This window comes from Ralstonia sp. Ralssp135 (assembly GCF_047304345.1).
In the GTDB taxonomy this organism is placed as follows: domain Bacteria; phylum Pseudomonadota; class Gammaproteobacteria; order Burkholderiales; family Burkholderiaceae; genus Ralstonia; species Ralstonia chuxiongensis.
In genome coordinates this window covers 24011-50743 of record NZ_JBGLYZ010000012.1, presented here as the reverse complement: position 1 = coordinate 50743, position 26733 = coordinate 24011, and the positions used below count along the sequence as shown (strand labels likewise).

General features: G+C 64.4%; 23 protein-coding genes. 11 read left to right on the top strand and 12 right to left on the bottom strand.

The features are described from left to right. Nucleotides 1–20 precede the first annotated feature (20 nt). The 4 genes from ACCD03_RS11055 to ACCD03_RS11040 all read left to right on the top strand — a co-directional run bounded on the left by ACCD03_RS11055 (nt 21) and on the right by ACCD03_RS11040 (nt 4152). Nucleotides 21–1421: an aspartate aminotransferase family protein gene (locus tag ACCD03_RS11055; protein WP_413411543.1), complete on the top strand. Its 1401-nt coding sequence runs from the start codon at nt 21–23 to the stop codon at nt 1419–1421. Between the two features lie 91 nt (nt 1422–1512). Further along, a complete protein-coding gene (locus tag ACCD03_RS11050) occupies nt 1513–2007 on the top strand; it encodes an Lrp/AsnC family transcriptional regulator (protein WP_039599256.1) in 495 nt (164 codons plus the stop codon). Nucleotides 2008–2077: 70 nt separating this feature from the next. Then, complete coding sequence (locus ACCD03_RS11045) at nt 2078–2806, top strand: cupin domain-containing protein (RefSeq protein WP_413411542.1); 729 nt, start codon at nt 2078–2080, stop codon at nt 2804–2806. 20 nt (nt 2807–2826) lie between these two features. Beyond that, a complete protein-coding gene (locus tag ACCD03_RS11040; protein WP_413411541.1) occupies nt 2827–4152 on the top strand; it encodes an NAD(P)/FAD-dependent oxidoreductase in 1326 nt (441 codons plus the stop codon). Nucleotides 4153–4190: 38 nt separating this feature from the next. On the opposite strand, the gene ACCD03_RS11035 is transcribed toward ACCD03_RS11040, so the two are convergent. Beyond that, nucleotides 4191–5384, bottom strand: coding sequence for a M20 aminoacylase family protein (locus ACCD03_RS11035; protein WP_413411540.1), 1194 nt, complete (start codon nt 5382–5384; stop codon nt 4191–4193). Beyond that, the gene (locus ACCD03_RS11030; protein ID WP_413411539.1) at nt 5381–6079 is read right to left on the bottom strand and encodes an HAD-IA family hydrolase; all 699 of its coding nucleotides are present in this window, start codon (nt 6077–6079) and stop codon (nt 5381–5383) included. Before ACCD03_RS11030 ends, ACCD03_RS11035 begins: the two co-directional genes overlap by 4 nt. Before the next feature lie 312 nt (nt 6080–6391). Between ACCD03_RS11030 and ACCD03_RS11025 the strand changes: the two genes are divergently transcribed. The 4 genes from ACCD03_RS11025 (at nt 6392) to ACCD03_RS11010 (ending at nt 8609) form a co-directional block, all read left to right on the top strand. Beyond that, a complete protein-coding gene (locus tag ACCD03_RS11025) occupies nt 6392–6721 on the top strand; it encodes a multidrug efflux SMR transporter (protein WP_316676258.1) in 330 nt (109 codons plus the stop codon). Between the two features lie 20 nt (nt 6722–6741). After that, nucleotides 6742–7386, top strand: coding sequence for an FMN-dependent NADH-azoreductase (locus tag ACCD03_RS11020; RefSeq protein WP_413411538.1), 645 nt, complete (start codon nt 6742–6744; stop codon nt 7384–7386). A gap of 74 nt (nt 7387–7460) precedes the next feature. Beyond that, nucleotides 7461–7898, top strand: a complete 438-nt coding sequence (locus ACCD03_RS11015) for an Rrf2 family transcriptional regulator (protein WP_045203425.1) — start codon at nt 7461–7463, stop codon at nt 7896–7898. A gap of 99 nt (nt 7899–7997) precedes the next feature. Then, nucleotides 7998–8609, top strand: a complete 612-nt coding sequence (locus tag ACCD03_RS11010; RefSeq protein ID WP_413411537.1) for an NAD(P)-dependent oxidoreductase — start codon at nt 7998–8000, stop codon at nt 8607–8609. 37 nt (nt 8610–8646) lie between these two features. Here ACCD03_RS11010 and ACCD03_RS11005 read toward each other — a convergent pair whose 3' ends face one another. After that, entirely contained in the window at nt 8647–10134 is a 1488-nt protein-coding gene (locus ACCD03_RS11005; protein ID WP_045203427.1) for an ATP-binding protein, read from the bottom strand. Then, nucleotides 10131–10808 carry a response regulator gene (locus tag ACCD03_RS11000; protein ID WP_004631528.1) on the bottom strand — a complete coding sequence of 226 codons (678 nt, stop codon included), beginning with the start codon at nt 10806–10808 and terminating at the stop codon, nt 10131–10133. The genes ACCD03_RS11005 and ACCD03_RS11000 overlap by 4 nt, the downstream gene beginning before the upstream one ends. A gap of 233 nt (nt 10809–11041) precedes the next feature. Between ACCD03_RS11000 and ACCD03_RS10995 the strand changes: the two genes are divergently transcribed. From ACCD03_RS10995 to ACCD03_RS10985, 3 genes are all read left to right on the top strand, one after another. Continuing rightward, nucleotides 11042–12361 carry an Nramp family divalent metal transporter gene (locus ACCD03_RS10995; RefSeq protein ID WP_325652199.1) on the top strand — a complete coding sequence of 440 codons (1320 nt, stop codon included), beginning with the start codon at nt 11042–11044 and terminating at the stop codon, nt 12359–12361. A 142-nt stretch (nt 12362–12503) separates the two neighbouring features. Then, entirely contained in the window at nt 12504–13604 is a 1101-nt protein-coding gene (locus tag ACCD03_RS10990; RefSeq protein WP_413411536.1) for a GGDEF domain-containing protein, read from the top strand. Between the two features lie 53 nt (nt 13605–13657). Beyond that, the gene (locus ACCD03_RS10985; protein ID WP_413411535.1) at nt 13658–14791 is read left to right on the top strand and encodes a mechanosensitive ion channel family protein; all 1134 of its coding nucleotides are present in this window, start codon (nt 13658–13660) and stop codon (nt 14789–14791) included. Here the strand turns inward: ACCD03_RS10985 and ACCD03_RS10980 are convergent. The 8 genes from ACCD03_RS10980 to ACCD03_RS10945 all read right to left on the bottom strand — a co-directional run bounded on the left by ACCD03_RS10980 (nt 14781) and on the right by ACCD03_RS10945 (nt 26566). Then, entirely contained in the window at nt 14781–15668 is an 888-nt protein-coding gene (locus ACCD03_RS10980) for a hypothetical protein (RefSeq protein WP_413411534.1), read from the bottom strand. The genes ACCD03_RS10985 and ACCD03_RS10980 overlap by 11 nt on opposite strands. Before the next feature lie 2 nt (nt 15669–15670). Further along, complete coding sequence (locus tag ACCD03_RS10975; RefSeq protein WP_413411533.1) at nt 15671–17383, bottom strand: DUF2334 domain-containing protein; 1713 nt, start codon at nt 17381–17383, stop codon at nt 15671–15673. Nucleotides 17384–17406: 23 nt separating this feature from the next. Next, nucleotides 17407–17859 carry a hypothetical protein gene (locus ACCD03_RS10970; protein ID WP_413411530.1) on the bottom strand — a complete coding sequence of 151 codons (453 nt, stop codon included), beginning with the start codon at nt 17857–17859 and terminating at the stop codon, nt 17407–17409. A 9-nt stretch (nt 17860–17868) separates the two neighbouring features. Beyond that, entirely contained in the window at nt 17869–19128 is a 1260-nt protein-coding gene (gene wecB / locus ACCD03_RS10965) for a non-hydrolyzing UDP-N-acetylglucosamine 2-epimerase (RefSeq protein WP_413411529.1), read from the bottom strand. A gap of 248 nt (nt 19129–19376) precedes the next feature. Further along, complete coding sequence (locus tag ACCD03_RS10960) at nt 19377–21110, bottom strand: NfrA family protein (protein WP_413411528.1); 1734 nt, start codon at nt 21108–21110, stop codon at nt 19377–19379. Continuing rightward, on the bottom strand, nt 21107–23218 hold the full coding sequence (locus ACCD03_RS10955; RefSeq protein WP_413411527.1) for a glycosyl transferase family protein: 2112 nt from the start codon (nt 23216–23218) through the stop codon (nt 21107–21109). The genes ACCD03_RS10960 and ACCD03_RS10955 overlap by 4 nt, the downstream gene beginning before the upstream one ends. Nucleotides 23219–23959: 741 nt before the next feature. Beyond that, a complete protein-coding gene (locus ACCD03_RS10950; RefSeq protein ID WP_413411526.1) occupies nt 23960–25798 on the bottom strand; it encodes a methyl-accepting chemotaxis protein in 1839 nt (612 codons plus the stop codon). 90 nt (nt 25799–25888) lie between these two features. After that, on the bottom strand, nt 25889–26566 hold the full coding sequence (locus ACCD03_RS10945; protein ID WP_045203436.1) for a glycine zipper 2TM domain-containing protein: 678 nt from the start codon (nt 26564–26566) through the stop codon (nt 25889–25891). Between the last annotated feature and the right edge of the window lie 167 nt (nt 26567–26733).

Here is a 26733-nt window from a genome sequence, read left to right as displayed (position 1 = left end):
CTGCCCGTACGGACTCTGCCATGACCCAGCTCACCGATCTGCCGCAGCTTGCCTCGCTTGACGCCATCGACCGCGCACACCTGATCCACCCGGTCGCATCGTGGCGCACCCACGAGCAACGCGGGCCGACCGTGCTGACATCCGGGCGCGGTTCATGGCTGACCGACGCGCATGGCAACGAATTGCTCGATGCCTTTGCGGGCCTCTGGTGCGTCAACGTCGGCTATGGCCAGGAGAGCGTGGTGCAGGCTGCCGCCGAACAGATGCGCCGCCTGCCCTACGCCACGGGCTATTTTCATTTCAGCAGCGAGCCCGCCATCCGCCTAGCCGACAAGCTCGTGCAGATCACGCCGCGCTCGCTCAATCACGTCTATCTCACGCTCGGCGGCTCGGAGGCGGTGGACGCGGCGGTGCGTTTCATCGTCCAGTACTTCAACGCTGTCGGCAAGCCGACGAAGAAGCATTTCATTTCGCTGGAGCGCGGGTACCACGGCTCTTCGTCCACGGGCGCGGGGCTGACGGCACTGCCGGCGTTCCATCGCGATTTCGACTTGCCGCTGCCGACGCAGCACTACATCCCGTCGCCCAACCCATACCGTGCGGCCAACCCGGCGGATGCGCAGGGCATCATCGCCGCGTCGGTGGCGGCGTTGCGTGCCAAGGTGGCAGACCTGGGCGCAGACAACGTCGCAGCGTTCTTCTGCGAACCGATCCAGGGCTCTGGCGGCGTGATCGTGCCACCCAAGGGCTGGCTCAAAGCCATGCGCGACGCCGCCCGCGAGCTGGATATTCTGTTCGTGGTGGATGAGGTCATCACCGGTTTTGGCCGCACCGGCCCCATGTTTGCCTGCGATGCCGAAGGCGTCGATCCCGACATCATGACGATGGCAAAGGGGCTCACGGCGGGCTACGTGCCGATGGGTGCGACGCTGATTTCCGACCAGATTTACGCGGGCATTGCCGACGGAGCACCCGCCGGCGTGCCCATCGGCCACGGTGCCACATATTCGGCCCACCCAGTCTGCGCCGCGGTGGCGCTGGAAGTGCTGCGCCTGTACGAAGAAGGCGGCATCCTTGCCAATGGCCAGCGCGGCGCGGCCACTTTTGCGGCCGGGCTGGACGGTCTGCTTGCGCACCCGCTGGTAGGCGACTCACGCCATCGTGGCCTGTTGGGCGCGCTGGAGCTCGTGAGCGACAAGGCTTCCAAGCGCGGCTTTGACTCCGCGCTTGGCCTGCCCAATCTGATTGCCTCGGCTGCCTATGGCAACGGCCTTGTGTTCCGGGCGTTTGGCGACAACATCCTGGGCTTTGCGCCCGCGCTGACCTACACCGAAGACGAGTTCGCGCAACTCTTCGCGCGCCTGAAAAAGACGCTCGACAACGTATTGGCCATTCCGGCCGTGCGCGCCACGCTCGCCTGATGCAACTGGTGGCAACCCGCCGCAACAAGCTGACACAAGACACGCTGGCTGCCGCAGAATCGGATCTATCTTCCACGCCTTCGCCCCTGCCATGACCGAAGCCCTCAAGATCGATCGTCTGGACCTGCGCATCCTCGCCCAACTGCAGAAGAACGGACGCATGACCAACGTGGACCTGGCCGATGCCGTGGGCCTGTCGCCCAGCCCGTGCCTGATCCGTGTCAAGCGCCTGGAGCAGGCGGGTTACATCTCTGGCTATGGCGCGCACATCCGCCTCGAAAAGCTGGGCGATACGCTGACCGTCTTCACCGAGGTCACGCTGTCCGACCACCACCGCGAAACCTTCGTGCGTTTCGAGGCGGCCATCCGTGAGGTGGACGAGGTGCTCGAATGCCACCTGCTCTCGGGCGGCTACGACTATCTGCTGCGCTTCATCACCCGGGGCGTCAATCACTACCAGGAAGTGATTGAAGACCTGCTGGAGCGCAACATCGGCATTGCCAAGTACTTCAGCTACATCGTTATCAAATCGCCATTCATCAAAACGCACTGCCCGATCGAACGGCTCTTTCCCAACCAACGCTGACGCTACCCCGTACCTGAGGCTGCCGCCGCTCGAAACCACGGCCGCTTCGATACGGTAAGAAGCCACCCGCATGACGACCGCTCTGATGCTGCACCGCGCCGATGGCGCCCCTCTCTCGACCACGTTCCGGCCAGCCGCCCTGAGCCCCGACGATCCCTTCGCGCAAGAACGGGAAATCGCCTGGGAAGGGCCAAACGCCATGAGCGCCGGCCGAGCAAGCTTTGTTGGCGAACGGGATGTCGCGCGCTTTCCGCATACCGAGACGCTCGCCGTCGTCGATGGCGAGCTGACGCTCACGGCACCGGGCTCGGCACCGCAGGTGATCGGCCGGGGCTCTGGCGCGGTCATCGCATCTGGCACAGCCGTGCGCATCGAGGCTGCCGCAGGCGTTCGATTCGTGTTCTGCGCCGCGGCCTGCGATACGTCTACAACGCCCACGACGCCGAGGCTCATCCCGCTGCACGCGGATGCGGACTTCAAGCCGTCAGGCAGCCCGGCTCCCGAGGTGCTGATTGGGCCTGCCCCGCAGTGCCGTAGCGACAACGTCTTCACCGACGAGCAAACGCAGTACCGCGCAGGCACCTGGGATTCGACGCCCTACCACCGCATCGTTCGCGCGCATCCAGTGAACGAGTTCATGTACGTGCTGGATGGCGGCGTGCAGTTCGCTGGCCCGGATGGCAGCGTGGTCTCCGTGAGCACCGGAGATGCCATCTTCGTGCCGCAGGGCACCTCCATCGGATGGCAGAGTACCGAGCGCGTCGCCAAGTTCTACGTGGTGCAGAACGCGCAGGCCTGAACGAACGAGGAAAACGATCCATGTCCCAGCCGTTGCGCCTCATCGAGAGCGCCTCCTCCCTTCCAGCGCAAGCCGACGTCGTCGTGATCGGCGGCGGCATCATTGGCGTCTTTGCTGCCTACTACCTGGCCAAGCGCGGCGTTTCGGTGGCCGTGGTCGAAAAGGGCCGCATCGGGGCCGAACAGTCGAGCCGAAATTGGGGCTGGTGCCGACAGCAAAACCGCGATGCGCGTGAACTGCCGATGGCCACCCGAAGCCTCGAGCTATGGGAGCGGTTTGCCGCAGACACGGGGGAAGACACAGGTTTCCGCCGGTGCGGCTTGCTCTACCTCAGCAACGACGAAGACGAACTTGCTCGCTGGACGAAGTGGCGCGATTTCGCGAGAACGGCCGGCGTGACCACACACATGCTGAGCAGCCGGGATGCCTCCGAGCGTGGCCGCCTCACCGGCCGCGCGTGGAAGGGCGGCGTGTTCTCACCGAGCGACGGCACGGCGGACCCCGCCAAGGCGGCGCCGTCCGTGGCGGCTGCGCTCATGAAGCTCGGCGGCACCGTGCACCAGAACTGCGCCGCACGGGGCATTGAAGTCGAGGGCGGTCGCGTGAGCGGCGTCGTCACCGAAGCAGGAACCATCAAGACCCGCACCGTAGTATTTGCAGGCGGTGCCTGGGCATCGTCGTTCTGTCGTCAATTGGGCATTCGTTTTCCGCAGGCGACCGTTCGCCAATCCATCGTGCGTGTCACGGGGGTGACTGAGCCAGTGCCTGACGCCTTGCACACCGCACGCGTGTCCATCACGCGCCGCAGCGATGGCAGCTACAACCTGGCCATCAGCGGGCGCGGACGCGTGGACCCGACCGCACAGCTGCTGCGCTTCGCGCCGCAATTTCTGCCAATGTTCGCGAAGCGCTGGCGCAACGTGTTCCCCGGCGGGTTGGAAGGCATTCGCGCGGGCCACGAAACACTTGCTCGGTGGCGGCTCGATGCACCCACGCCCATGGAGCGCATGCGCATACTCGATCCACGGCCGGATGCGGCGGCTGTCAGGCAAACCTATGACCGCGCCGTCGAACTGCTGCCGGTGCTCGGCCAAGCGGGCATCGCCAATGCCTGGGCCGGTTTCGTGGACAACACGCCGGACGGCGTGCCCGGCATCGGAGAAGTGCCGGAGATTCCCGGATTCATCCTGGCCGCGGGCTTCTCAGGCCACGGGTTCGGCATCGGCCCCGGCGCCGGCCATCTGATCGCCGATCTGGTGACGGGTGAAAAACCGATCTTCGACCCTGCTCCCTACAACCCGGCGCGCTTCAAGCACTCGGCCTGGGGCAAGGTGGCGGATTTCTAAGGCTGCAATACCGGGAGCGTGACACGCATGGCCGCGGTTCAAGAAGCAGATGGAACCGCGGCCAATGCGCGGCGGGCAACTTCGCAGAACCAGCGCACGCCCAGCGGCAGCGCGTCGTCGTTGAAGTCGTAGCACGGGTGGTGCAGCGGGTATTCGCTATCGGGGCCGGCATCCGCACGGCCTTGACCGAGCCAGAGATAGGCGCCGGGCTTGCGCTGCAGCATGAACGCGAAGTCTTCGGAGGTGAATGCAGCGTGTGGCGCCTCTGCAGCCTCCAGGCCGATCGCCTGCGCCGCGTCCAACGCGAGCATCGATTCGGCCGGCGTGTTGATGGTGGCCGGGTAATAGCGGCGGTAATCCACCGCCACCTGCGTGCCGCTGCCCAGCGCGATGCCATTGGCCGTGTCCCGCAGCGCCGCCTCGATGCGATCCTGCGATACAGCATCAAAGCTGCGCACGGTGCCGGTGATGCGTACTTCGGGCGGCAGCACGTTATGGCTGTGACCGCCTTCGATGCGCGTGACGGACAACACCGCCGATTCACTCGGATCAATACGGCGCGACACGATGGTGTGCAGTTGCGCCACAAGCTGGCTGGCGGCGAGGATGGCGTCCGGCGTGTGGTGCGGTTGGGCCGCATGCCCGCCACGCCCGCGCACGGTGATATCGAACCGATCTGCCGCCGCCATGATCGGGCCCGGCCGCGTCTGCGCATGTCCGAGCGGCAGATCCGGCCAGTTGTGCAGCGCATAGACGGCATCGCATGGAAAACGCTCGAACAGGCCATCTTCAATCATCCGGCGCGCACCAGCCTGGCCCTCTTCGGCAGGCTGGAAGATGAAGTGGACGGTGCCGTCGACGCCCGTACGCGCAAGCTGGCGCGCAGCGCCAATCAGCATGCTGGTGTGCCCATCATGCCCGCAGCCGTGATGCTTGCCCTGTGAGCGGCTCGCGTGCGGTGATCGGCCCAGTTCCACCATCGGCAGCGCATCCATGTCGGCGCGCAGCGCGACACTGCGGGTGCCGCGCCCGCCGCGCAGCGTGCCGACCACGCCGGTACCGCCAATGCCCTCTTCCACCGCCAGACCCAACACCCGCAGCGACTGCGCGACGATGCCTGCCGTCCGATGTTCTTCGTAGGCGAGTTCCGGATTCGCATGCAGGTCGCGGCGCAGTGCCACGAGGTCTGGCAGCAGATCGGCGACCGGTTCCGCAATGGCGTCGCGCTTCACTCGCCGGCCTCGACCGCGTCGGCCAGCTGGGCCAGCGTATGGAAGTGGTAATCGGGCACGGTGTGCTCCGACTCGATGGTTCCGCCCGAGTCCTTCATGCCGTGTCGGCGTTCGATCCAGCAGGTGGTGATGCCCAGTCGTTTGGAGATGCCGATGTCGTGGTACTGGCTCTGCGCCACGTGCAGGTTGTCGGCTTGCTTGAAGCCCCAGGCACCTTCGTAGCGGCCGCGTGCGTAGGCGAAGTACTGCGCATCGGGCTTTTCGCAGAGGGCATCGTCGCAGCTGAGCAGCAGGTCGAACGGTGCGCCCAGCGTCCGCTGGAAATGTTCGAGCGCCCAGGACTGCGCGTTGGTCATGGTGACGAGCTTGAAGCGCTTGCCCAACCGCTGCAGCGCCTCCACCGAGTCGGGAAACGCTGGCCATTCGGCCACCGAATCGCGAAAACCATGCGCCAGCGCGTCGCTATCGGGCAGGCCAAGCTGTTGCGCCACGATGTGCCAGCACGGCACGAGATCGTCGGGATACCACTCGGTCTGGCCGCGTTTGCGTGCTGCCCGATAAGCGCCCAGAAAATCCTCGTCGGTGACCCTGCTGTCGGGCACCGCACGGCGCAGGTAGGCAAGCATGCCGCCCTCGAAGTCGATCAACGTTCCGACGACATCGAAAGTGAGCACTTTGAAATCCCGAAGGGCCATGACAACGCTCCTGAATGGTTGGACGCCAGAATGAATTGAAGGGTGGCGGCAAGCCGCCTTGCATGGCGTCTAGCTTAGGAGCAGCGGCGCCAACGATGATGCCGATCGCGCGCCGCGGCACGGCAGCGAATTGCGTTTTTGCCAACTTGGCGCGCAGATCGTTTGGTGGGCTGGCCCGGGGCGCCGATACCCGCACCACGCCTGGTGGTTACCTCCAGGTGCGTATTTGTTGCCACGTCGCCCCATCCCTACTCTGGCTGCATCGCAACGCATCTGCTTACCAACCGGACAACGAACATTCCTGGAGGCCTCATGCTTCAAACCGCCTGGCTCTGGCTGCTGGCAGCCGGCGCTGTTGAGATCGCCATGGCGATCTCGCTCAAATTTGCGCAGGGGTGGACGCGCCCCATTCCCAGCGCGCTTGGCATCGTGGCGGCGCTCGCCAGCGTCTTCCTGCTCACGCATGCCATGCGCGGCCTGCCCGCCGGCACGGCCTACGCCATCTGGACGGGCATCGGCTCGGTGGGGGTAACCCTGCTCGGCATCGTGCTGTTTGGCGAGAGCATGCAGCCCGCGCGCCTGGCCTGCATCGGGCTGGTGATTGCCGGCACCGTCGGCCTCAATTTCTTCAACGCAGCCTAAGACCGCATCAGGAGCCCGTCATGACCCGTCTGCTCTATATCGAAGCCTCTCCCGTGAAAACGCTGTCCCATTCCATCGACATGGCAAAGCAGTTTCTCGATGCCTACCGCAGCACGCACCCAGGCCACGAGATGGACACGATCGACTTGTGGAGTAAGGACGTCGACCTGCCTGAATTCGACGCCGACATGATCGGCGCCAAGTTTGCAGTCCTGCACACCCAGAACGCCACGCCGGAACAGCGTGCGCAATGGCAGCGCGCGGTGGCGCTGTCGCAACGCTTCAATGCGGCAGACCACTATCTCTTCTCGGTGCCGATGTGGAATTTTGGGGTGCCCTATCGGCTCAAGCACTTCATTGATGTGGTGACCCTGCCGGGGCAGAACTGGAACTGGTCGCCGGCCACCGGCTATCAGGCGCTGCTCTCGGGCAAGAAGGCGGCCCTCATCTACGCCAGCGCCGGTGCTTACGCCGCGCACGCTGAAGGTGCGAGCGAATCGCCGGACGACTTCCAGAAACCTTATCTTCGCCGCTGGCTGCGCTTCCTGGGCATTGAAGACGTGACCGAGATCAGCGCAGCACCCACGCTCACCACGCCCGACGTGCTGGCGGCCGCCAAGGCAGACGCCAAAGCACGCGCCGCCGCACTGGCATCCGTCTTCTGAAGTGCTCACCTACTAACAGGGTTGACCGCGTCTCAAAGTGTATCTACCATAGTTACACTTTTGCGTTCACCACCATGTCTACCAGCAGCCGCTTCGCCGTCGCCGTGCATATCCTCACCCTGCTTGCCAGCGCAGAGGGGCCGGTGCCGTCGTCGCTGATTGCGGGCAGCGTGGGAACCAACCCAGCGCTCATTCGGCGTCTGGTGGCGCAACTGGCCGACGCCGGTTTCGTGACCTCGCAGATGGGCGCGACGGGCGGCGCCACGCTGGCACGGCCGGCAGACCGCATCACGCTGCTGGACGTCTTTCGTGTGGTGGAATCTCCGGTGCTGATTGCGCTGCCGCCCAATGCACCCAACCCGGCGTGCGAGGTCGGCCGCGAGATCACCGGCGTGCTGGAACGTGTGACGGAACGCGCGCAAGCCGCGCTGGAAGCCGAGCTTGCCGCGCAAACCATCGCAAGCATCCTCAACGAGGTGGGACACGCACAACGCCGCCGCCGTCGAGCCTAGCCGGGCCGCCACGTCGGCCTATTTTTTTACCCCTATATGTAACTGCATTAATTACATATAACGTTTCAACCGCTCGAACCATTCCATAAGGAGTTGACTATGAAGATCGCAATCATTGGCGCCACGGGGCGCGTGGGCACCCGCCTGATCGACGAAGCACTGCGCCGCGGTCACGAGGTGACCGCCATTGCGCGCACGGCATCCAAGCTGCCCGCACGTGCCGGCCTGACCACCAAGGATGTAGATGTCACCGACCAAGCTGGCCTCGTGGCCGCACTCGCTGGCAACGATGTGGCCTTCAGCACGGTGCGCTTTCTGCAGGCAAGCGCCGACCAGATCGTTGGTGCGGTGAAGAAGGCGGCCGTGCCGCGCCTGCTGGTGGTGGGTGGCGCCGGCAGCCTGGAAGTGGCCCCGGGCGTGGCGCTGATCGACACGCCGCAGTTCCCCAAGGAGTACTTTGACGAAGCCTCGGCCGGCCGCGATTTCCTTAATGCGCTGCGCAAGGAAACCGAGTTGAACTGGACGTTCGTGTCGCCGTCGGCCATCTTCGAACCGGGCGAGCGCACTGGGCACTTCCGCGTCGGCAAGGACTCGCTGCTCGTGGATGCCAACGGCAAGCCGTGGATTTCGATGGAGGACTACGCGATCGCCTTCCTCGATGAAACGGAAAAGCCGGCGCACCCGCGCCAGCGCTTCACGGTCGGTTACTGATCAGCGGCAGGTGGACGGCAGTGCCGGCGCGCGCCAATCAATGGCTGGGCGTGTCGGCCATGCCGGGAGGCGCATCATCGGGCTCGATCGGCTCGGGCGCGGAATCCAGCGCTGGCAGGCGGATCACGATCGCGCAGCCTCTGCCGTCCGCGTGGGCCAGGCCGTCTTCGATGGCCACCGAGCCATTCCCCAATTCCACGATACGGCGCACGATCGCCAGGCCCAGGCCGCTGCCCTGCGACTGGCTGGTGCGTGGGCGGTAGAAACGCTCGAATACGCGATCGCGCTCGTCAGGCGGGATACCGGGGCCGGAGTCTTCAATGCGCAGCTCGACCATCGGCACGCCTGCCTGCTCGATGCGCTTGACGGCCAAGCGCACCTCGCCGCCGTTGGGCGTCTCGCGCACGGCGTTGTCGAGCACGTTTTCCACCAGCGTCGCAGCGTCTTCATGCGAAACCGACACCCACGCCTGGTTGGCGCCGTCGTACGACAGCGTGATGTTGCGACGCTCTGCGCGCGAGGCCTGCTGGATCACGCCGCTGCGTGCACAGCCCGCCAAGTCGGACAACGCGCCCTGCGCAAGCTGCGCCTCCACGCGGCGTGCATCCAGCCGCGCAATGGCGAGCAGCTTGGCGAGCGACTGCGTTGCGCGTGAAATACCGCGGTCGAACTCGCGTAGCGCGGTAGAACGGTCGTCTTCGCTATCGGAGTGCGACACGACATACGCCTGCGCCTGAATGGCCGCGAGCGGCGTGCGCAGTTCGTGCGCGGCATCGGCAAAGAAACGGCGGTCCGCCTCGATGCCACGACGCACGCGCGCGAACAGCCCGTTCAAGGCATCGACCAGCGGTTTCAGCTCGGCGTGCTCGACGCTCTGCACGGGATCGAGGTCGGCAGAGTCACGCGCCTCAACCTGGCGCGTGAGCGTGCGCAGCGGCTTGAGGCCCTGGTGCGCCGCCCAACCAACCATCACCATCAATGCGCTCGCCAGGATGGCCAGCGCCACCGCCACCTCCTGGAAGAGATCGCGAATCGCGCGTTCGTAGGCGGTCAGGGGCTGCGCCACGGTAGCCGAGATCTTGCCGTCGACGCTGTCGACCGTATAACTGCGCCACGGCTTGCCCTCCAGCATGACCTCGACAACGGTGTCGTGCGTCTTGCCGCACGGCATGGTGGGTGCACCCGGGAAGGCGGTGATGACGTGGCCCGCGCGATCGCACAGCACGTAGCGGAATTCGCCCGGCAGGATGTTGGGCAGCGACAGCCCCAGCTTGATGTCGGTGAGGCGGCGCAGGAATTCTTCGCGGCGCGGCACATCATCCATGTTGAGCGTGGTGAGGTCCGCATAGGCCTGCGCCGACATGCGCAGGTCGCTCACCACCTGGCGGCTGTTGGTGCGCGAGATTTCCAGATGCGCGATGACGAGCTGCACCAGCAGCATCAGCACCAGCGCGAGCAGGATCAGCACATACAGGCGGAACGACAGCGAGCGAACCCGCAGGATGGCTGGAACCGCCAGCTTCATTGGGCGGCCCCGCGGTTGCCACCGATCATGTAGCCGACACCGCGAATGGTCTGGATGGTTTCGTTGCCGAGCTTGCGGCGCAGGTGGTGGATGACGACTTCCAGCGCGTTGGCGCTCACGCTGTCGCCCTCACGGTAGAGCGCGTCCATGAGCGTTTCGCGCGGCACCCAGCGGTGGGCGCGGCGCACAAGTTCAAGCAGCAGTTGGTATTCGCGTGGCGTCAGCTCGATGACTTGGCCCTCTTGCGTCACACGCTTCTGCGAGGGCTCCACCACCAGGTTGCCGACGTTCCACTGGTTGGTGCTCTGCCCCGCATGCCGGCGCAGCACGGCGCGCAGGCGGGCGATGAGTTCATCCACGGGAAACGGCTTGACGAGAAAGTCGTCCGCGCCGGAATCCAGCCCCTTGAGCCGCTCAGACAGCGCATCGCGCGCGCTGGCGATGATGACGGGCACGTCGCTGTGCGCGGCACGCAGTTCTTCCAGGAAGGTATGGCCCTCACCATCGGGCAGTCCAAGATCGAGCACGATGGCCTCGAAAGTGTTGGTGGTGATCCATTTCTGCGCGTCGACCAGGCGGCGCACCCAGGTCGCGTTGTAGCCGGCCTGACGCAGCGCGCGGGCCAGCGCCGTGCCCAACGGCAAATCGTCTTCGATAAGGAGGATGGCGTTCATGCGCGGGAATCTCGGCGGCGGTAATGACGGTAAACGGACAACCGGCGCGTGGAAAACAGGCGCCGGCGAAGCTCGAAATCTACCGCAACGGACTGAGCTTTGCCTTAAATGTGTGGAGACACGTGACGAGAAAGTCGCCCCACCAACACATATCGGGCGCGGTTTCAGACGTGCGGCGTTGCGTTTAGCTATCATTCCGAAATTCCGATTGCATTTTCCTTAGCAACACGCGCATGTTCCGCCTCCCCACGACCGCCACCGCCCCGTTCTGCCCATCCGAGGTGCGCGGCACCGTTGCCGTGCCGCCAGGCTTGCCGCTGTGGAAGAAGCTGCTGCGTTTTGCGGGACCGGGGCTGCTGGTATCGGTCGGCTATATGGACCCGGGCAACTGGGCGACTGACATCGAAGCCGGTTCGCGTTACGGCTATGCGTTGCTGTTCGTGGTGGTGCTCTCCAGCTTGGCGGCCATGGTGCTGCAATGTCTGTCAGCGCGGCTGGGCATCGTCACCGGCATGGATCTGGCGCGCGCCTCCCGCAACCGCTATCAGCCCGGCGCATTGCGGGTGCAATGGCTGCTGGCAGAGCTGTCCATCATTGCGTGCGACTTGGCTGAGGTACTGGGCTGCGCGCTGGCCTTCCACCTGCTGCTGGGCGTGCCGATCCTTTGGGGCGTGGCGCTCACCGCGCTGGACACGCTGATCGTGCTGGGCCTGAAGGGCAAGAACTTCCGCCAACTGGAAGCCATCGTGCTGGGGCTCATTCTTACGATTGGGCTGTGCTACTTCGTTGAACTCGTGCTCATCAAGCCGCACTGGCCGTCAGTGGCAGCCGGGCTGATGCCCTCGTGGCAGGCGGTGAGCCAGCGCGAGCCGCTGTATCTGGCCATCGGCATCCTCGGCGCCACGGTGATGCCGCACAACCTGTACCTGCACTCGTCCATCGTGCAGACGCGCATGACGGCCAACACCGAAGATGCCAAGCGCGAGGCCATCGGCCTGTCGCGGCTGGACACGATCGCGTCGCTGGGCCTGGCGCTGCTGGTGAACGGCGCAATCCTGATCCTGGCGGCAGCGGCATTCAACGCGCACGGCCATCAGAACGTGGCCGACATCGAGGACGCCTACCACCTGCTGGAGCCCATCGTCGGAACGGCGCTGGCCGGGCTGCTATTTGGCATCGCGTTGCTGGCGGCGGGGCAAAGCTCAACCTTTACCGGCACCATCGCGGGGCAGGTCCTGATGGAGGGCTTCCTCGACTTGCGCATCCCCTGCTGGCAGCGGCGTTTGATCACGCGGGCACTGGCGCTGGTCCCCGCGTTCATCGGCGTGGCGATGCTGGGTGACCACGCCATCGGCAAACTGCTTGTCATCAGCCAGGTGGTGCTCGGCCTGCAACTGCCGTTTGCGATGCTTCCGCTGATCCGCATGACGGGCGATCGCACGCTGATGGGCGTGTTTGTTAACAGCCGGTTAACGTCTTGGCTGGCGTGGGGGCTGTTCATCGTCATCAGCGTCGCCAATGTGTGGCTGGTGTGGCAAGTGCTGGCAGGCTGAGACACACATTGCGGGATTCACCCCACTAAAAATCCGCGCACGCGGTTGCCTGCCGCCATTAGAATGCGCGCTTTGTTGCGCAATTCGGCCCCGCCCGCGCCCGCATCATCCCGTCGCGCCAGAGGGTCTCTCTTGCCCTGCCTTGAGCGCGAACCTGCCTACCGCCTCCGACCTGCCCGACGCACGCACACCCTCGCGTGACTATCAGGCGCGCCATTTTGTGCCGATGATCATCGCGCTGAGCAAATGCGGCGTGCTCGGTTACGCCTTCGCGATCGTGCTGGGTTGGTCGGTCGGGCTACTGCATCGGCCGGAGCCGCTGCTTGCGCTGCTCCTGCTGCTGATGGCGATCGTGGTGGTGGCACAGCGGTATCGGCATACCGGCATGTGGGGGCTGCTGGCGCTCACGCACCTGCTGGCAGAGGAAGTGGCCATCATCGCGTTCGGTCATCAGGCGGGGCTCCAATGGGTACTGCCGGCGTTCTATCTGATGCCGCTTGCCACCAGCCCCGCGTGGCTCAACCGGCGCGACTTCTGCATCGCCATGGCGCTGTGCACGGCCGGGCCCATCGTCGCGCTGCTGATCGCGCCAGACCCCCCCACGGCAATCCACCACGGCTGGCTTGGATTGGTGCTCTATCTGCCAATCTGCATGGCTGCAGCCGCCGTCATTCACCACTACCTGCTGCGCGCCATGGCGCGGCACTTTGCGGCCGAACGCAGCCTGGCCGATCGCGCCAACACCGACCACCTGACCGGCATGCTCGCACGGCAACGCTTCTTCGAGCTGGGCACCTTTGCGGTAGAGCGCGCGCAACATCATGTCGAGCCGCTGTGCGCGCTCTACCTCGACGTCGATCACTTCAAATCCATCAACGATACGTGGGGACATGCCGCCGGTGACGAGGCACTCGTCGCGCTGTCTGATGCGCTGGCTGGCGTGCTGCGCCCGGCTGACCTGTTCGGCCGGCTGGGCGGTGACGAGTTTGCCGTGCTGCTGCCGGGTTGCGGCCTGACCGGCGCGCTTGCCGTGGTGGACAGGCTCAAGACGGCGGTGGCCGGCACGCAAACACCCGCGGGGCCGCTGACAGTGAGCGTGGGCGCCGCTCCGCTACGCCCCGGGCAGGACTTGGCACACCTGCTGGCCGATGCCGATCTCGGCCTGATGGAAGCCAAGCGTCAGGGCCGCAACCGCGTGTGCGTACCGACCGACGCGGAGCCGAAGGCAGCGCTGCGGCAGTAAGGCAGGCACGTTATGTGCGGCGCAGCATCCGTGTTTTCTGCACGGAGATGCCCATGGAGTGGCTCAACACCCACACCTTCCTGCGCGTACCGGCCCGCGATTGGGCCGCCGCCGCATTTACTGTGATCGCTGCATATGTGGTGCTGTCCAGTGTCTTGCACCTGATCTGCAACCGGTTTGACGCGCGCGCGCGCCGTACCGGCTACCGCTTCGACATTCTCGTCACGGCGGTGCTACGCGATACGCATCCGCTGTTCATTGCGCTGGCAGCATTACTTGCCGGCTCGTACTTCATCGATCTGCCCACGCGCATTGCCAACAAGCTCGACCACATCTGGTTCGTCATCATCGGTTTCCAGATTGCCCTGTGGCTCAACCGCGGCGTGAAGCTGTGGGCGCGTGACCGGCTGTCGACGCAGACCCACGCCACGCGCAACCCGGTGATCACGTCCATGACGGCGTGGGTGCTGCGCTTTGCGCTGTGGTCAATGCTGCTGCTGGCCATTCTGGCCAACGTGGGCATCAACATCACCGCCTTCGTTGCCAGCCTGGGTGTGGGCGGCGTGGCGGTGGCGCTGGCGGTGCAAAACATCCTGAGTGACCTATTTGCCTCGCTCGCCATCGGCCTGGATAAGCCGTTCGAGATCGGAGACTTCATCGTCTTCGAATCGATTGCCGGCACAGTGCAGCACGTTGGCCTCAAGACCACGCGCATCCGCAGCCTGTCGGGCGAGGAGATCGTCGCTTCCAACACGGCGCTGCTCAAGAGCACGATTCACAATTACAAACGAATGTCGGAACGACGCATCGTCTTCACCTTTGGGGTGACCTACGATGCGCGCGCTGCGCAGCTGCAGAAGATTCCGGACATCGTGCGCCGTGCGGTGGAAGCCGCCGGCAACACGCGCTTCGATCGCGCGCACTTCAAGGAGTTTGGCGAGAACGCGCTGAACTTCGAGGTCGTGTACTTCGTGACCGATCCGGACTTCAACCTATATATGGATATTCAGCAGCGCATCAACCTGACGATCCTGGAAGGGCTGGAAAATCTCGGCACCTCGTTCGCACTGCCCACACGCACGATCCAGCTCGTGCGTCGTGACGGCGAGCCGGTTGAACCCGAAGACCTGGCAGACCGCAAATCAACCGCAAACACCCAGCGCGTGAGCGCGCGGGCTAGCGGCTGACCGCCACGGGCATGCTGAGAAACGCCGCATCGAGGCTGCGCCAAAGCGGCCTTGAGCGCGGCACCATGTCCTGGCGGAAGTACCACCAGAAGTAGCCGCCGACAAAGCGAGGATGGGTGACCGCGAGCCCGTAGTAGTGCGCGACGAGCGCCGGCTTGCGTGCGGCATGTCGCGTCCCGACTTCTCCAAAACCCAGCGCGGCATGCGAAAACAGTCCGCCTAGCCTGGTGAACACGGCGTTCCAATCGGGCGGCGGGATCTTGCAGTCGTCTTCATAGAAGCTGATGAAGACGTAATCGAGACCATCGCGCAGGCGCAGCGGCACGTTACGTTGCACCCACTCGAACATCGCGCGTGATGGCTGCTCGGCACAGCCCTCGTTGTAGTAGAGCGTGAGCGCCGTGCGGCCGCCGCCGGCTTTGATGGCCTCATAAGCCGCCATGGTCTTGTCGATCACATCGCGTGTGGGCCCGGTCCATTCGCCGTTGATCTCGTTACCGACTTCCCAGACGTCGACGTTGCTGCCAAGCGTGTGCAGGTAAGCGGCGGCACGCTCGCGCAGTTGCGGTGTGGTGTATTGCTTGAGTGCGGAGGAGTCCACCAGTTCGCCCATCACATACGCGACGTCCCGGATGGCAGCCACCGCCCCAACGTAATGCGGCGCATCCATGCCTTCATCAAAGACGACGCGCACAGTGGGCGTGCGCGAGAGATGCGACAACGCGTCCACCACGGCAGGCACGTTGTCCACCGCGTCAACCGTCACGCCATACAACGGCACAGCGCCGGCAGGCATTTCGCCCACCGGCCCTGCGGCCTCAGAGGATGCGCTCAATGCCAGCATGACGGTCGCCAGTAACAAGCGCATCCGCCTCACCGTCACTTCACCGTGCTCGCGTCAGCCCAGGTGTACCCCATGCCGGTGATACCGGTGATGATGGTCTGGAAGTCGGTATAGCCCGGCGTGCCAAGATCCGGCTCCAGCCAGAACGGATGGAAGAAGAACGAGGCAAAGCCGTCTCGTACCACCTGCGCATACGTCGCATTGGTCAGGATGTCCTGTGCGGTGTACGTCAGGCATGACGACGGATCGATATTGCAGATGTTGTATTCCACGTTGCCCAGGTTTTCCGGAATGATGCGCTGGTTGTAGTAGTCCTTCTGAATGATGTAGGGGAAGAACTGGCCGACCGAAAAATCATGTCCGGCGGTGGTCGAGTTCAAGGTCTGCGGGTTATCCGATGTGTAATACACCACGCGCTGATACGTGTTTTTGAAGTACTGCGGCACCGCCTTGATGGACAACGGAGACGATTGATAGTGCGGTGCCTCCCAGGCAAACGGCGCATAGCCGTTGAGCTGGAATTCCAGCAACCCCGAAGACAATCGCCCGGCTGCCCATTGCGTCGAGTCCTCGTTCACAGGCCGGTTTTGCGTGGCGAGCCAGAACTCGAAGTCGTTCGCGCTGACGGCGTTGATGAGGTTCGGGATATTGCTGTACTGGTGCGTGTAGCCGTGCATCAGGATCTTCCCCCCACGTGGCAACGCATGGTTCAGCGCCGACTTGAGCCCCGTCGCGTTGACCAGGTGGATCGTCTGCGACACGCCGCCGTTGTAGACACCGTTCGGGTCCTTGTACAGCGGGATGGTAGCGATCGAGAACGGAATCTTCTTGCTGTAGAGGTAATCCGTCAGCGTGTTGATGGACGTCACGGTATTGGTGGCGTTGACGTCTTCCAGGCGCACCAGCGCGCGGTGCAGCGTAGGCGCGTTGGTACCCAGGATGTCATGCAGCATGTCGCACATCGCTAGGTAGCGGTCGCGTGGGCCGATATACGAGAACGGCATGTCGGCCACATACCAGAAATTGCCCGACCGCATGATGTATGGCGCCGTTTCCTGCGTCACCGAATTCGTGATCGTCACCACGCTGCTCGCCTTGGTCGGGTCAGCCACGGAAGTCACGCCAATGTCAGGATCAGCGCTGATGGCGCCGGTCGTAGCATTGAAGGCGTAGTACTTGGTCATGGTCTGGTTCTTGTACGACACCGTATCGAAAAAGCCGGGGTTCGGCGCACTCGTCGACGGTGCCGCGTTCATGCCGCGCAGACCGACAAAATTGATGCCGTAACGCGACGTGAACGGATACGCCGTGTTCCAGGCAAGTTCCCACAGGTTGTATTTGAACCAAACCACGGTCTTCTGCGTGGTGGTCACATCTGAAAGGAACGCCGCCGGTATGGGGTTGTTGTAGTAACTCCCCATGTAGAAGATGGCGGTGTACTGCTCTGTCATGCCAGCCGTGTAGTTCTGCACGGGCAGCATGGTGATGGTGGTGTTGAAGTGCGCGAGCAGGTTGTACAGCATGATCGCGTACGCCTTGCCCAGATTGGTGTACTGGTCGTTGGGCGGCGCGTCGTACAGCACCAGCATCGGGGCCGGCGTGCTGGTTGTCGTTCCACCCACCGTCACGCAGATGGGCCCAAGGCCGATCGTGCAGGTTGCGGCCTGTGCTGGCGCTGTCAGCGATATGCCAAGCAGGCCGCCCGCAAAGACGAGCGCACACAGGAACTTACGTAGCAATGTCTTCATGATGACTCTCCGACTCATGGCAATCATGGGCGATAGAACGAGCCGTCCGCTTGGCGGTAGAGCCCGAGGTTGAAGTTGGGGCCACGATCGTGGCCACGGTCTGTACCTGCCGTCTCGTTTTCCGGCGTGCCGGGGCGGACTTCGGTCATGACCGCCGGGCGTGGCGGTGGGATGACCTGTCCGTTCTCGTCCATGACGCCATAACCGTAGGCGCGGCCGCCTCCAGTCACGGGCCTGGTTGTGATTGCTGCCACAACCGTGGGTTGCATGGGTTGCGCAGCCGTGACCGTCGCCCCGGAAGACGCGGGCGCTGGGGCTTTCTTGTCTGTGTCGGTACCGGGGCTGCCCTCGCCCGTCGCGCCGGTCACGATGGCGGGTACACCGCCATCACCAGCCCACGGCGGCGCGACAAGCAGCCACCCGGCAACAAGTGCGGAGGCAACCAACACACCGCCCCCGATTTGCTTCGCTTTCATCAAAGCCTCCTAACCGTTCAGGCGATGCTGGGTTGACGACCCTTGCGCGGTGGCACGCGCCGCTTCCAGATCGAAGATTTCGGCCTCGGTGGCCGGTTTGCGAATGAGTTGCGGGCCGCGCGCCACCATTTGTGGCTGCGTGGTGAAGGCTTTCTTCAGCGCATCGACAATGCGCCGACAGGCGTGGCCGTCGCCGTAGGGGTTGTGAGCCTGCGCCATGCGCGCGTATTCGGTGGTGTTGGTGAGCAGCGTTTCTGCTTCATCGACGATACGTTGCGTATCGGTGCCCACCAGCCGCGCGGTGCCCGATGCCACGGCCTCTGGTCGCTCGGTGGTGTCGCGCGTCACCAGCACCGGCTTGCCCAGCGCGGGCGCCTCTTCCTGGATGCCGCCGGAATCGGTGACGATCAGGTAGGCGCGGTCCATCAGGTAGACGAACGGCAGGTAGTCCTGCGGCGCAATCAGGTGAACGTTGTCATGGCCGGAGAGGATGGCGTTGACGGGCTGCTGCACGTTCGGGTTCAGGTGCACCGGATACACAATCTGCACATCCGGATGACGCGCCGCCAGCACGCGCAGCGCCACGCAGAAGTTCTCGAACGGCTCGCCAAAGTTCTCGCGGCGATGGCCTGTCACCAAGATCATCCGACGCCCGGCCTCCAGGAACGGATAGCGCGCCGCCATCTGGGCTGACAGCGTGGCGTCGTCGTCAAGCCGCTGCTTCACGGCCAGCAGCGCATCGATGACGGTGTTGCCGGTCAGCGTGACCTGCTCAGGGTCGATGCCCTCGTCCAGCAGGTTCTGGCGCGATTCGGCCGTGGGCGCAAAGTGCCAGGTCGTCACGGAATCGGTGACGCGCCGGTTCAGCTCTTCCGGCCATGGCGACCAGATGTTGCCGGTACGCAAGCCCGCTTCCACATGCCCCACCGGAATGCGCCGGTAGAACGCGGCCAGGCTTGCCGCCAGCGTGGTTGTCGTGTCGCCGTGGACGAGCACGGCATCGGGCTTGTAGGCATCGAGCACGCCGTCGATGCCACCCAACACGTTGGACGTGATGTCGGACAGCGTCTGCCCGGGCCGCATCAGATTGAGATCAAACTCCGGAACGATGCCGAAGAGTTCCAGCACTTGATCCAGCATCTGTCGGTGCTGCGCGCTTACGCACACCGCCGACGTAAAGCCTGCCTCGGCCTGCAATGCCTGCACCAACGGCGCCATCTTGATGGCCTCCGGGCGCGTGCCGAACACGGTCAAAATTTTCCCTGTCATGATTCCCCCCAAGTCATCTGCATCGGCGCACGCAAAGCGCGACGACGAACGTGTCGCTTCTGACGTCGGCGCAGACTTCGCCAATGAGCGAAGGCCGTGCCAACCGTCCCGCTTTGACGCGCCAAGGCGTTGCGACGCCATCCTTCGGACGCCGCTGCCGCTCCTCTTTGTTACCCGTTTCCCTCGGCGGTCAAAAACGTTTCATCTGCGACACCTCTGACTGGGGTCTGCTTGAATCCGGTGTTGCCTTAGAACCAAAGAATGGCTCGCGCGACCACCCCCTTTGCTCGATCCGCGTGCGTCAACGGCAAGCGGTATTGCACGGTCAAATCCAGCCAACTAGCCGGCGCTGCGTAGTGCGACTCCCGAAACCAATAGCGGAAGTTGATGCCTGGGCCAACACCCAGGGCAAGCCGCTGCCCGATCGCCTTGTTGTCGTGATCGCCCGCCAGAACGACATGCGGATAGACGGTCAGGCGATCGCTGATTGAGTTGAGCAACCACGTGTGTCCGTAGCGCATTTCAGTGCTGACGATCATGCGGCCCTGGTTAAGGAAATACGCGCCCTCGCCGTACACCTGCCACGTCTGCCAGCGCGGCTTGGTGACCTGCAGATCAAGCCCCTGATCCGTCGAAAAACCAATGCGCAGCAGCGTGTCGTTGGTTGTCAGTTGCCCGATGCGGAAGAGACGTTCGGCGGTGAACACCAGGTTGATGTCCTTGATCGGCTTGTAGCGTGCGCCCACCGAGCCTTGCGCGGTTGGCAGGCCGGTGTTGCCGTTGCGGTCGTACACGCTGTCGTAGCCACGCGCGAAGAGCTGGAAGACGCTGCCATCCCGATAGCCGATACCTGGCGGCTGCCAGTAAACCTCCGCGCCAGCCTGTGCTGCGCTGACGGTGTTGGGCAGCCCAAACGCCGAAGTCTGATACGCGCCCGAGACCACCATGCCGACGGTGCGCTGCATCTGCTCGACTTCGCGCCGGTAGCCGAAGCGGCGGTCTGGCTGGAGGCGGTCGTCGCCGTTGCCACCGGTGTCGCTCTTGGCATCGGCATCGGCGTGGTCAAGGCTTTCCCGAAAGAGCTTGATGGCGGTCGGGTTGTCGCCCAGGCGCTTTGCTGCGTAGGCGGCATCGGCGTAGTGGGTCCAGGTGCCCTCGCCCGTGGCGAAGCCACGCTGGAACGCTGCCAATGCAGCGCGGTCGTCACGCGCACGCAAGTGGCTGTAGGCCTCGTTCAACTCGCGCTGGCCGATCACGCGCGGATCATTGGCGGACGTGGCTTCGCCCTGCGCTTCCGGCGCCATCGCCTGCGCGAGCAGCGCCTTGGCGTAGCGCTGGCGCGCCGGGTCCGTAGCGTGTTCGGCGGCCAGCGTGGCCGCCTGGGTTGCGCCATCCCGGTCGCCCAATTGCAGGCGTGACTGCGCGATGCGCACTTGCACGTCGGCATCGGGGTCGTCCTTCATGCCGCTGAGCGCATCGAGCGCGGCCTGCGGATGCTTGGCGGAAAACGCGCTGTCCGACCAGGCCAGATGCAGGTTGCGCTGCTCCTGCGCGGTCCAGTCGGTGCCTTGCACGGCGCGCGCAAAGTCCCGTTCAGCGACAGCGGGGTCGTTGGCTTTCTGCGCGAGGAACCCGTGCTGCGCGTACACGCGTGGCTCGTCGGGATACTTCTGCAGCAGCGCGTCAGCCTGCGCGCGCGCCGCACCGAGCTGGCCCTTGCGCGTGAGCACATCCAGCAGCAACAGGTTCAGTTGCAGGCTGTCAGGCTGCACGGCCAATGCCGCACGCGTGGCGGCTTCGGCATCGTCGAGCTTGTTGGCGTCGATGGCGTGATAGGCCCGGTCGGCGCGAAAGTAGGCGTCGGGCTGCAACGGCGCAGGCTGCTCTGCCAGCGATACGCCGTGACACAGCGCCCACACTGCCGCGGCAATCGGCCAGCGCAGATGGCGCACGGTTAAACGGTTGGCTCTCTCTTGTGTCATGCCACACCTCCCGCAACAGATGGGTTCGGCCGCGGGTCTGGCCCAGGGGGCAGGTCCGGCGGCACAGGAATCGGGGGGATGGTGGAAGCCTCGGGTGCGGGTGCCGTGCCGGCTGCAACACCTGGGCCGGCGCCCGTCATGGATTCAACGGCCAGCATGGCCGAATGCGCCGCCGGGCCGAACACGACCGTGGTACGGCGGTTGGGATCGGCCATCTGCGCCAGCTCGGCCGACATTTCGTGATCGCACGCCATGAAGCACGCGACCTTGCGGCCGGCCGCACGGGCCAACTCTTCCAGCACTTCGCCGTCGGGTAGCTCCGACACGGCGATGTTGAGCGAACCGTCTTCGCCAATCGAGAATGGCACCACGTGATGCCGCACAGCCAGGTCACGGGGCAGGCAATCGGCCAGCGCACCGAGCACCACGTTGGTCAGGCTTACGCGCGGCAGGTCAACCTGCTCGGCCAGCGCATCGGCCAACGTATCGGGCGTCACCAGGCCCTGCTCGATCAGCACTTGCCCAAGCCGCCGCCCGGTCTGGTGCTGAATGGCGAGCGCGGCATCCAACTGCTCCTGCGTGAGCACTTCCCATTTGACGAGCGTCTCGCCCAGCTTGCAACGGGTACGGCCCAGCGCGTCGTTCGACAGATAGGTGTGCTGCGTCTTGTCCCAGGCGATGGGCTTACCGGTCAGGCAGTAGATCAGGAAGATCTTCCACGCGCGACATACCGAGAAAAAGTTGATGAAGTTGTTCACCACCAGCCGGGGCAAACACAGCACGCCTTGCAGCGGGCCATTGAGCCGACCGACAAAGTACACGCGCTGCGCCAGCCGGTTGAACAGCAGCGCGGCATTGACAGCCAGCAGGTCCTGCATCCAGAAGCTGCCGACCACGAACGTGCCATCCGGAATCGTGACCACGCCTTTTGCCATCAGTGCGCCAAGCGCCAGATAGTTGAGCGAGAGGACATACGCGAGGATCGAGAACAGCGCCGTCAGCACGCCCTTGCGGTCCCGGAAGAACATGTAGCGTGTGATGAGGTTGCCGTTCCACCCCATCTGCAACCACCCCTGGAACGCAATGCCGAGCACCCAGCGCGCGCGCTGGCGGTACGCCGTTCGGAACGTGCTCGGAAAATACTCGCGCGTGGCCAGCAGTTGCGGGCGGGCACCCTTGCGCCGCCCAAAGCGCCAGCGCGTGCGCGTCTTGCCCTGGGCATCTTCTGTGGGTTCTGTGTTCTCGCAGATCGGAAAATGCACGAACGCTTCGCGCATGCCCAGTTCGCGCAGCCGGAAGCTAAAGTCGTAGTCTTCGGTGAGCGTGCTGGTGTTGAACGGAGAATCACCGCGCACCTTCATCACCGCCTCGATCGCACGGCGGCTGTAGCACAGCGCCACGCCCGCCCCGGGCACCGTTCCAGTCAGCGCCTGGCGCGCCACCAGGTCTTTCTGGTGCGTCTCGGAAAAATCATCCATGTACGTACCGGCCACCCACTCGTACCACTTGCGCTCAAGCGATAGCACCGGCAACTGCACGAGATCCTGATCGCGGATGAAGTAGTTGAAGTACTTCAGCTCCAGTGGGTGGATCACGTCTTCACAGTCGTGCATGATCACGCCCGCAAAGCGGATGCCGTGGCCTGCCTCGTGCCGGATGATGGTCTGGATGATGGTGTTCAGGCAGTCAGCCTTGCACGTCGGGCCATCGTGCGTGACGGCTGCGCGCACCACACGGCCCGGATAGCGCCGCACCATGCGCTCGACTTCGGTGGTGGTTTCCGCATCGTTGCGGTACGCACCGGCAAAGATGATGAAGCGCGTGTACTCCATCGTCGCCAGGGTGTTCTCGACCATCTTGGCGATGACGTCGTACTCCTTCCACGCCGGCACCATGATCGCGAGCCATTGCTCTTCGCGCTCGCGCAACGATTGCGCCGAGATCGTGACCGGCGTGCGCCCACGCTGCGGCCACAGCCACAGTTCCCGCACCCAGTAAAAGGCGTCCAGGAAAAAATCGTCGGCGGTGCTGATGAAGATGACGAGTGTGGTCGCCACCGTCAAGGTGTTGAGCAACGCCAGGTAAAGCTCCCATGGCAGATCGCTCATGGTTTCTCCCCTGCTCCCACCCGACGGGCGCGTTGCCAGTGTCCGGCGTACCTTCCGCCTTGCGCTGCGGCGCTCATACTTCCCCCAAGGTCTTTTCGACGTGCGGCGCAACCGCTTTGCGCCGTGGCATCCGACCCAATCACCTGCTGTCGATCGGGTTGATGCGTCGCCCTCTAGCCTGCTTCCGGCGGGGGAGAACGCGAGGACCATACCAACGCCCGCCAAAGCGCACGGCTATGCGGTGCAGCGCACCACAGACGTCTTCCAACACGCGCTGGATACGTCGGGTTGTTGCATGGGTGAACGCAAGATGCGGGCGGCGAGGGTGGCAAGATCAACGCCACGGCATGCAACGCCATCTAATGGGCTGGGACATTCGTCCGGGCAGCGGACAAGGCCTCCCTACGAATGACGGAGGCGCAGAGCGGTCAGGTGCAGGGTGTTTGGGTTAAGCGAGCGTGGAGCGCACCAGAGCGGCACGGTGCGCATGTTGCCGCATGCACTTCGGTGCGCAACGGGACGCGGCTCGCAAAGCCTTGTGCATAAAGGATCCGCCAGAGGGATCTCACACCGCTGGCATGCCGACCACGCAGGCTGCCTAGGCGAGCGCTACGTTGTCGCGCGAATCGCAATGCAGGCCGACAACATCGGCCCAAGCAATTCCGCAAATCGGTTACAGCGCTGAAACACGAAGCCGCGCTCGGGGCGCGGCTTGTTGAGATGAACGCTTCGACTTCTGCGTCAGAACTGTTCCCAGTCGTCGGCATCGTTGGAGACCGCAGCCAAGGCAAGCTTGCCAGGCTTGGGTTCGGCTGCCATGGCAGGCGCGGCCTTCGCGTTCTGAACCGGCGCAGCGGCCGGCCTGACCGGCGCAGCCGGGCGCTTGTGTGTCGCACGCACCGTCGCCGCGGCAGGTTTGCGTGCCGCCGGTTTAGCGACCGGGCTGGGCACGGCAGATGTGGCCGATGCAGCCGACGCGGCAGGCGCCGCCTTTGCAACCACGGGCGCCAGCATAGGTTCAGTGTGCACACCCGCTGCAGGTAAGCGGAACGACGCCACCGCCTCGCGCAGCACGCCGGCCTGCTCTTCCAGCGATTGCGCAGCAGCAGCAGCCTCTTCCACCAGCGCTGCGTTCTGCTGGGTCACCTCGTCCATCTGCGTGACGGCCTGGTTGACTTGCTCGATACCGGCGCTTTGCTCGTCCGATGCAGAGCTGATTTCGCCCATGATGTCGGTCACGCGCTTGACTGCCACAACCACTTCGTCAATCACCGCGCCGGCTTCGGTCACCAGCGTCGAGCCATTCTCAACGCGGCCAACCGAATCGCTGATCAACTCCTTGATCTCCTTGGCTGCCGTGGCCGAGCGCTGCGCCAGGCTGCGCACCTCACCCGCCACCACCGCAAAGCCGCGGCCCTGCTCGCCCGCGCGCGCGGCCTCCACGGCCGCGTTCAGCGCCAGAATGTTCGTCTGGAAGGCGATGCCTTCGATCACGCCGATGATGTCTGCGATCTTCTTGCTGCTGTCATTGATGCCAGACATCGTCTCAATCACGCGGCCTACCACCTCACCGCCCTTGACTGCGATGTCCGATGCATTGCCCGCAAGCTGGCTGGCCTGACGCGCGTTGTCGGCGTTCTGGCGCACGATGCTCGTCAGCTCTTCCATGCTCGACGCCGTTTCTTCCAGCGACGAAGCCTGTTCTTCCGTGCGTTGCGACAGGTCCATGTTGCCGGCCGCAATCTGCTTGGTGGCGCTGGCGATGGATTCGCTGCCGCCGCGCATCGTCACGATGGTACGGATCAGGCCATGCTGCATGTCGATGAGACCCTGCGTGAGCGCGCCCATTTCGTCCTTGCTGCTGACGGTGATGCGCTCGGTCAGGTTGCCCTGCGAGATCGCGCTGAAGTGGCCCAGCATCTTTGACAGCGGCACCGAAATCGCGCGATGCAGACCGAATGCGCAGCCCAGCGCTGCAGCAATGCCCACCACGATGGCGCCGACGATCAGCATCAGAAATGCGTGCGAGCGAGCGACCGCGCCTTCGTAGGCCGTCTTGGCCTGCTCCGCCTGGCTGCGATCCAGCACGTCAACGGCCGCAGACAGCGCCACAAACTGCGGCGGGATGATCGTCATGACCACCTTGTCTGCGGCAGCGGCATCGTGCGCGCGCAGGGCGTTCATCAACGGCTCGATGCCATCGCGGAACAACGCGGTGCGTTTGGCTTCAACATCGGCGGCCAGCCGCGCTTCCTCCGCCGTCATGGGCAGCGCCTTGTATTGCTTCCACGCGCCCTCCGACTTGGCGCGGTAAGCGTTGGCCTTTTCGATGATGGCCGGCACGTCGGCCGCATCCGGATGGAAGACAGCCCGATCGAGCGTCGTGCGCACGATCGCGGCATTTAGCTGCGCCTTGCCCATCAGCGATGCCGAAGCGAGCTGATTGGAGTAGATATCGTTGATATTTGCGTCGGAGGCGCGCATCCCGATCACGCCAATGGTGCCGGTAATCGCCAGCAGCAAGGCGAGCAGCGTCAGCGCTGCGTTGAGACGGAAACGGATGGAAAGTCGATTGAGCATGGGAATCACCGCGGGGTTATCGCCTCCGCTATATCGGTCGGCCCGCGCTGTTTCTGAAGCCAGCGCGGGCACCTCCCATGCAGGATGTGGCTAGTAAGGCACTGCCATGTTGTTTTCGATGCGGGCGCGATCACCCACGCGCAGTCCGTTCGGGTTGTTTTGCGTGAGCGTCACGCGCGAGTTGTCATTCAGCCGCATGGTCACGCGGTAGGTCTGGCCGACCACCGTGTTGCCTTCCACGGCGTTGCCCGCCATGGCGCCCGCCACCGCGCCGCCGATGGTGGCCACGGTGTTGCCGCGGCCGCCGCCAACCTGGTGGCCAAGCAAGCCGCCCACCACGCCGCCGAGCACGGCACCGACGCCGCTCGACTGGCCGCGCACGGGCACGGCTTCGACGTATTCAACGACACCGTAACGGTTATCCGCGGGCGCTTGATAAGACTGATCGCCGTTGTTCGGATACGGCGAATAGTTCGGTTGCGAGTAAGTCGGCTGGGGCTGCGAATAGGTCGGCGCCGGCTGCTGCGGATAGGGCTGCGGCGCGTTCGGGTCATAGCTGCCGTAGCCGCTGCTGTAGGTGGTCGAGCCGATGCTGTTGCCGTAGGTATTGCTGCCCGCGGCATAACCCGCGCCATAGCCCGCGCCGTAACCGGGGTATGCCGGCGCAGTCACGCAGCCTGTCAGCCCCGCTGCCACGGCAGCCAATGTGGCCACTGTCACCCAACGCGCTACGCGCCCTGCACGGTCCGACTTGTTCGTTGCTTGCATGATCAATCCCGTCTTGTGAACAAGGCGTCTGGGCCGGACCAGCAGTCTGCTCTGCGGCCTGCGGCCATGCGCCTCTTGCCGCAAAGTCTATGCCGCAGCCCTGCAAACCCGTGCAACCAAACCCGCTCATCGGTAACGGGGTGTAACCGCATGGCGGCCGTGGCTTT

Excerpts from the sequence above, each read along its gene's own strand:
- ACCD03_RS11055 (WP_413411543.1), top strand. The coding sequence starts at position 21 with ATGACCCAGCTCACCGATCTGCCGCAGCTTGCCTCGCTTGACGCCATC.
- ACCD03_RS11050 (WP_039599256.1), top strand. The coding sequence starts at position 1,513 with ATGACCGAAGCCCTCAAGATCGATCGTCTGGACCTGCGCATCCTCGCC.
- ACCD03_RS11045 (WP_413411542.1), top strand. The coding sequence starts at position 2,078 with ATGACGACCGCTCTGATGCTGCACCGCGCCGATGGCGCCCCTCTCTCG.
- ACCD03_RS11040 (WP_413411541.1), top strand. The coding sequence starts at position 2,827 with ATGTCCCAGCCGTTGCGCCTCATCGAGAGCGCCTCCTCCCTTCCAGCG.
- ACCD03_RS11030 (WP_413411539.1), bottom strand. The coding sequence starts at position 6,079 with ATGGCCCTTCGGGATTTCAAAGTGCTCACTTTCGATGTCGTCGGAACG.
- ACCD03_RS11025 (WP_316676258.1), top strand. The coding sequence starts at position 6,392 with ATGCTTCAAACCGCCTGGCTCTGGCTGCTGGCAGCCGGCGCTGTTGAG.
- ACCD03_RS11020 (WP_413411538.1), top strand. The coding sequence starts at position 6,742 with ATGACCCGTCTGCTCTATATCGAAGCCTCTCCCGTGAAAACGCTGTCC.
- ACCD03_RS11015 (WP_045203425.1), top strand. The coding sequence starts at position 7,461 with ATGTCTACCAGCAGCCGCTTCGCCGTCGCCGTGCATATCCTCACCCTG.
- ACCD03_RS11010 (WP_413411537.1), top strand. The coding sequence starts at position 7,998 with ATGAAGATCGCAATCATTGGCGCCACGGGGCGCGTGGGCACCCGCCTG.
- ACCD03_RS11005 (WP_045203427.1), bottom strand. The coding sequence starts at position 10,134 with ATGAAGCTGGCGGTTCCAGCCATCCTGCGGGTTCGCTCGCTGTCGTTC.
- ACCD03_RS11000 (WP_004631528.1), bottom strand. The coding sequence starts at position 10,808 with ATGAACGCCATCCTCCTTATCGAAGACGATTTGCCGTTGGGCACGGCG.
- ACCD03_RS10995 (WP_325652199.1), top strand. The coding sequence starts at position 11,042 with ATGTTCCGCCTCCCCACGACCGCCACCGCCCCGTTCTGCCCATCCGAG.
- ACCD03_RS10985 (WP_413411535.1), top strand. The coding sequence starts at position 13,658 with ATGGAGTGGCTCAACACCCACACCTTCCTGCGCGTACCGGCCCGCGAT.
- ACCD03_RS10975 (WP_413411533.1), bottom strand. The coding sequence starts at position 17,383 with ATGAAGACATTGCTACGTAAGTTCCTGTGTGCGCTCGTCTTTGCGGGC.
- ACCD03_RS10970 (WP_413411530.1), bottom strand. The coding sequence starts at position 17,859 with ATGAAAGCGAAGCAAATCGGGGGCGGTGTGTTGGTTGCCTCCGCACTT.
- wecB (WP_413411529.1), bottom strand. The coding sequence starts at position 19,128 with ATGACAGGGAAAATTTTGACCGTGTTCGGCACGCGCCCGGAGGCCATC.
- ACCD03_RS10960 (WP_413411528.1), bottom strand. The coding sequence starts at position 21,110 with ATGACACAAGAGAGAGCCAACCGTTTAACCGTGCGCCATCTGCGCTGG.
- ACCD03_RS10955 (WP_413411527.1), bottom strand. The coding sequence starts at position 23,218 with ATGAGCGATCTGCCATGGGAGCTTTACCTGGCGTTGCTCAACACCTTG.
- ACCD03_RS10950 (WP_413411526.1), bottom strand. The coding sequence starts at position 25,798 with ATGCTCAATCGACTTTCCATCCGTTTCCGTCTCAACGCAGCGCTGACG.
- ACCD03_RS10945 (WP_045203436.1), bottom strand. The coding sequence starts at position 26,566 with ATGCAAGCAACGAACAAGTCGGACCGTGCAGGGCGCGTAGCGCGTTGG.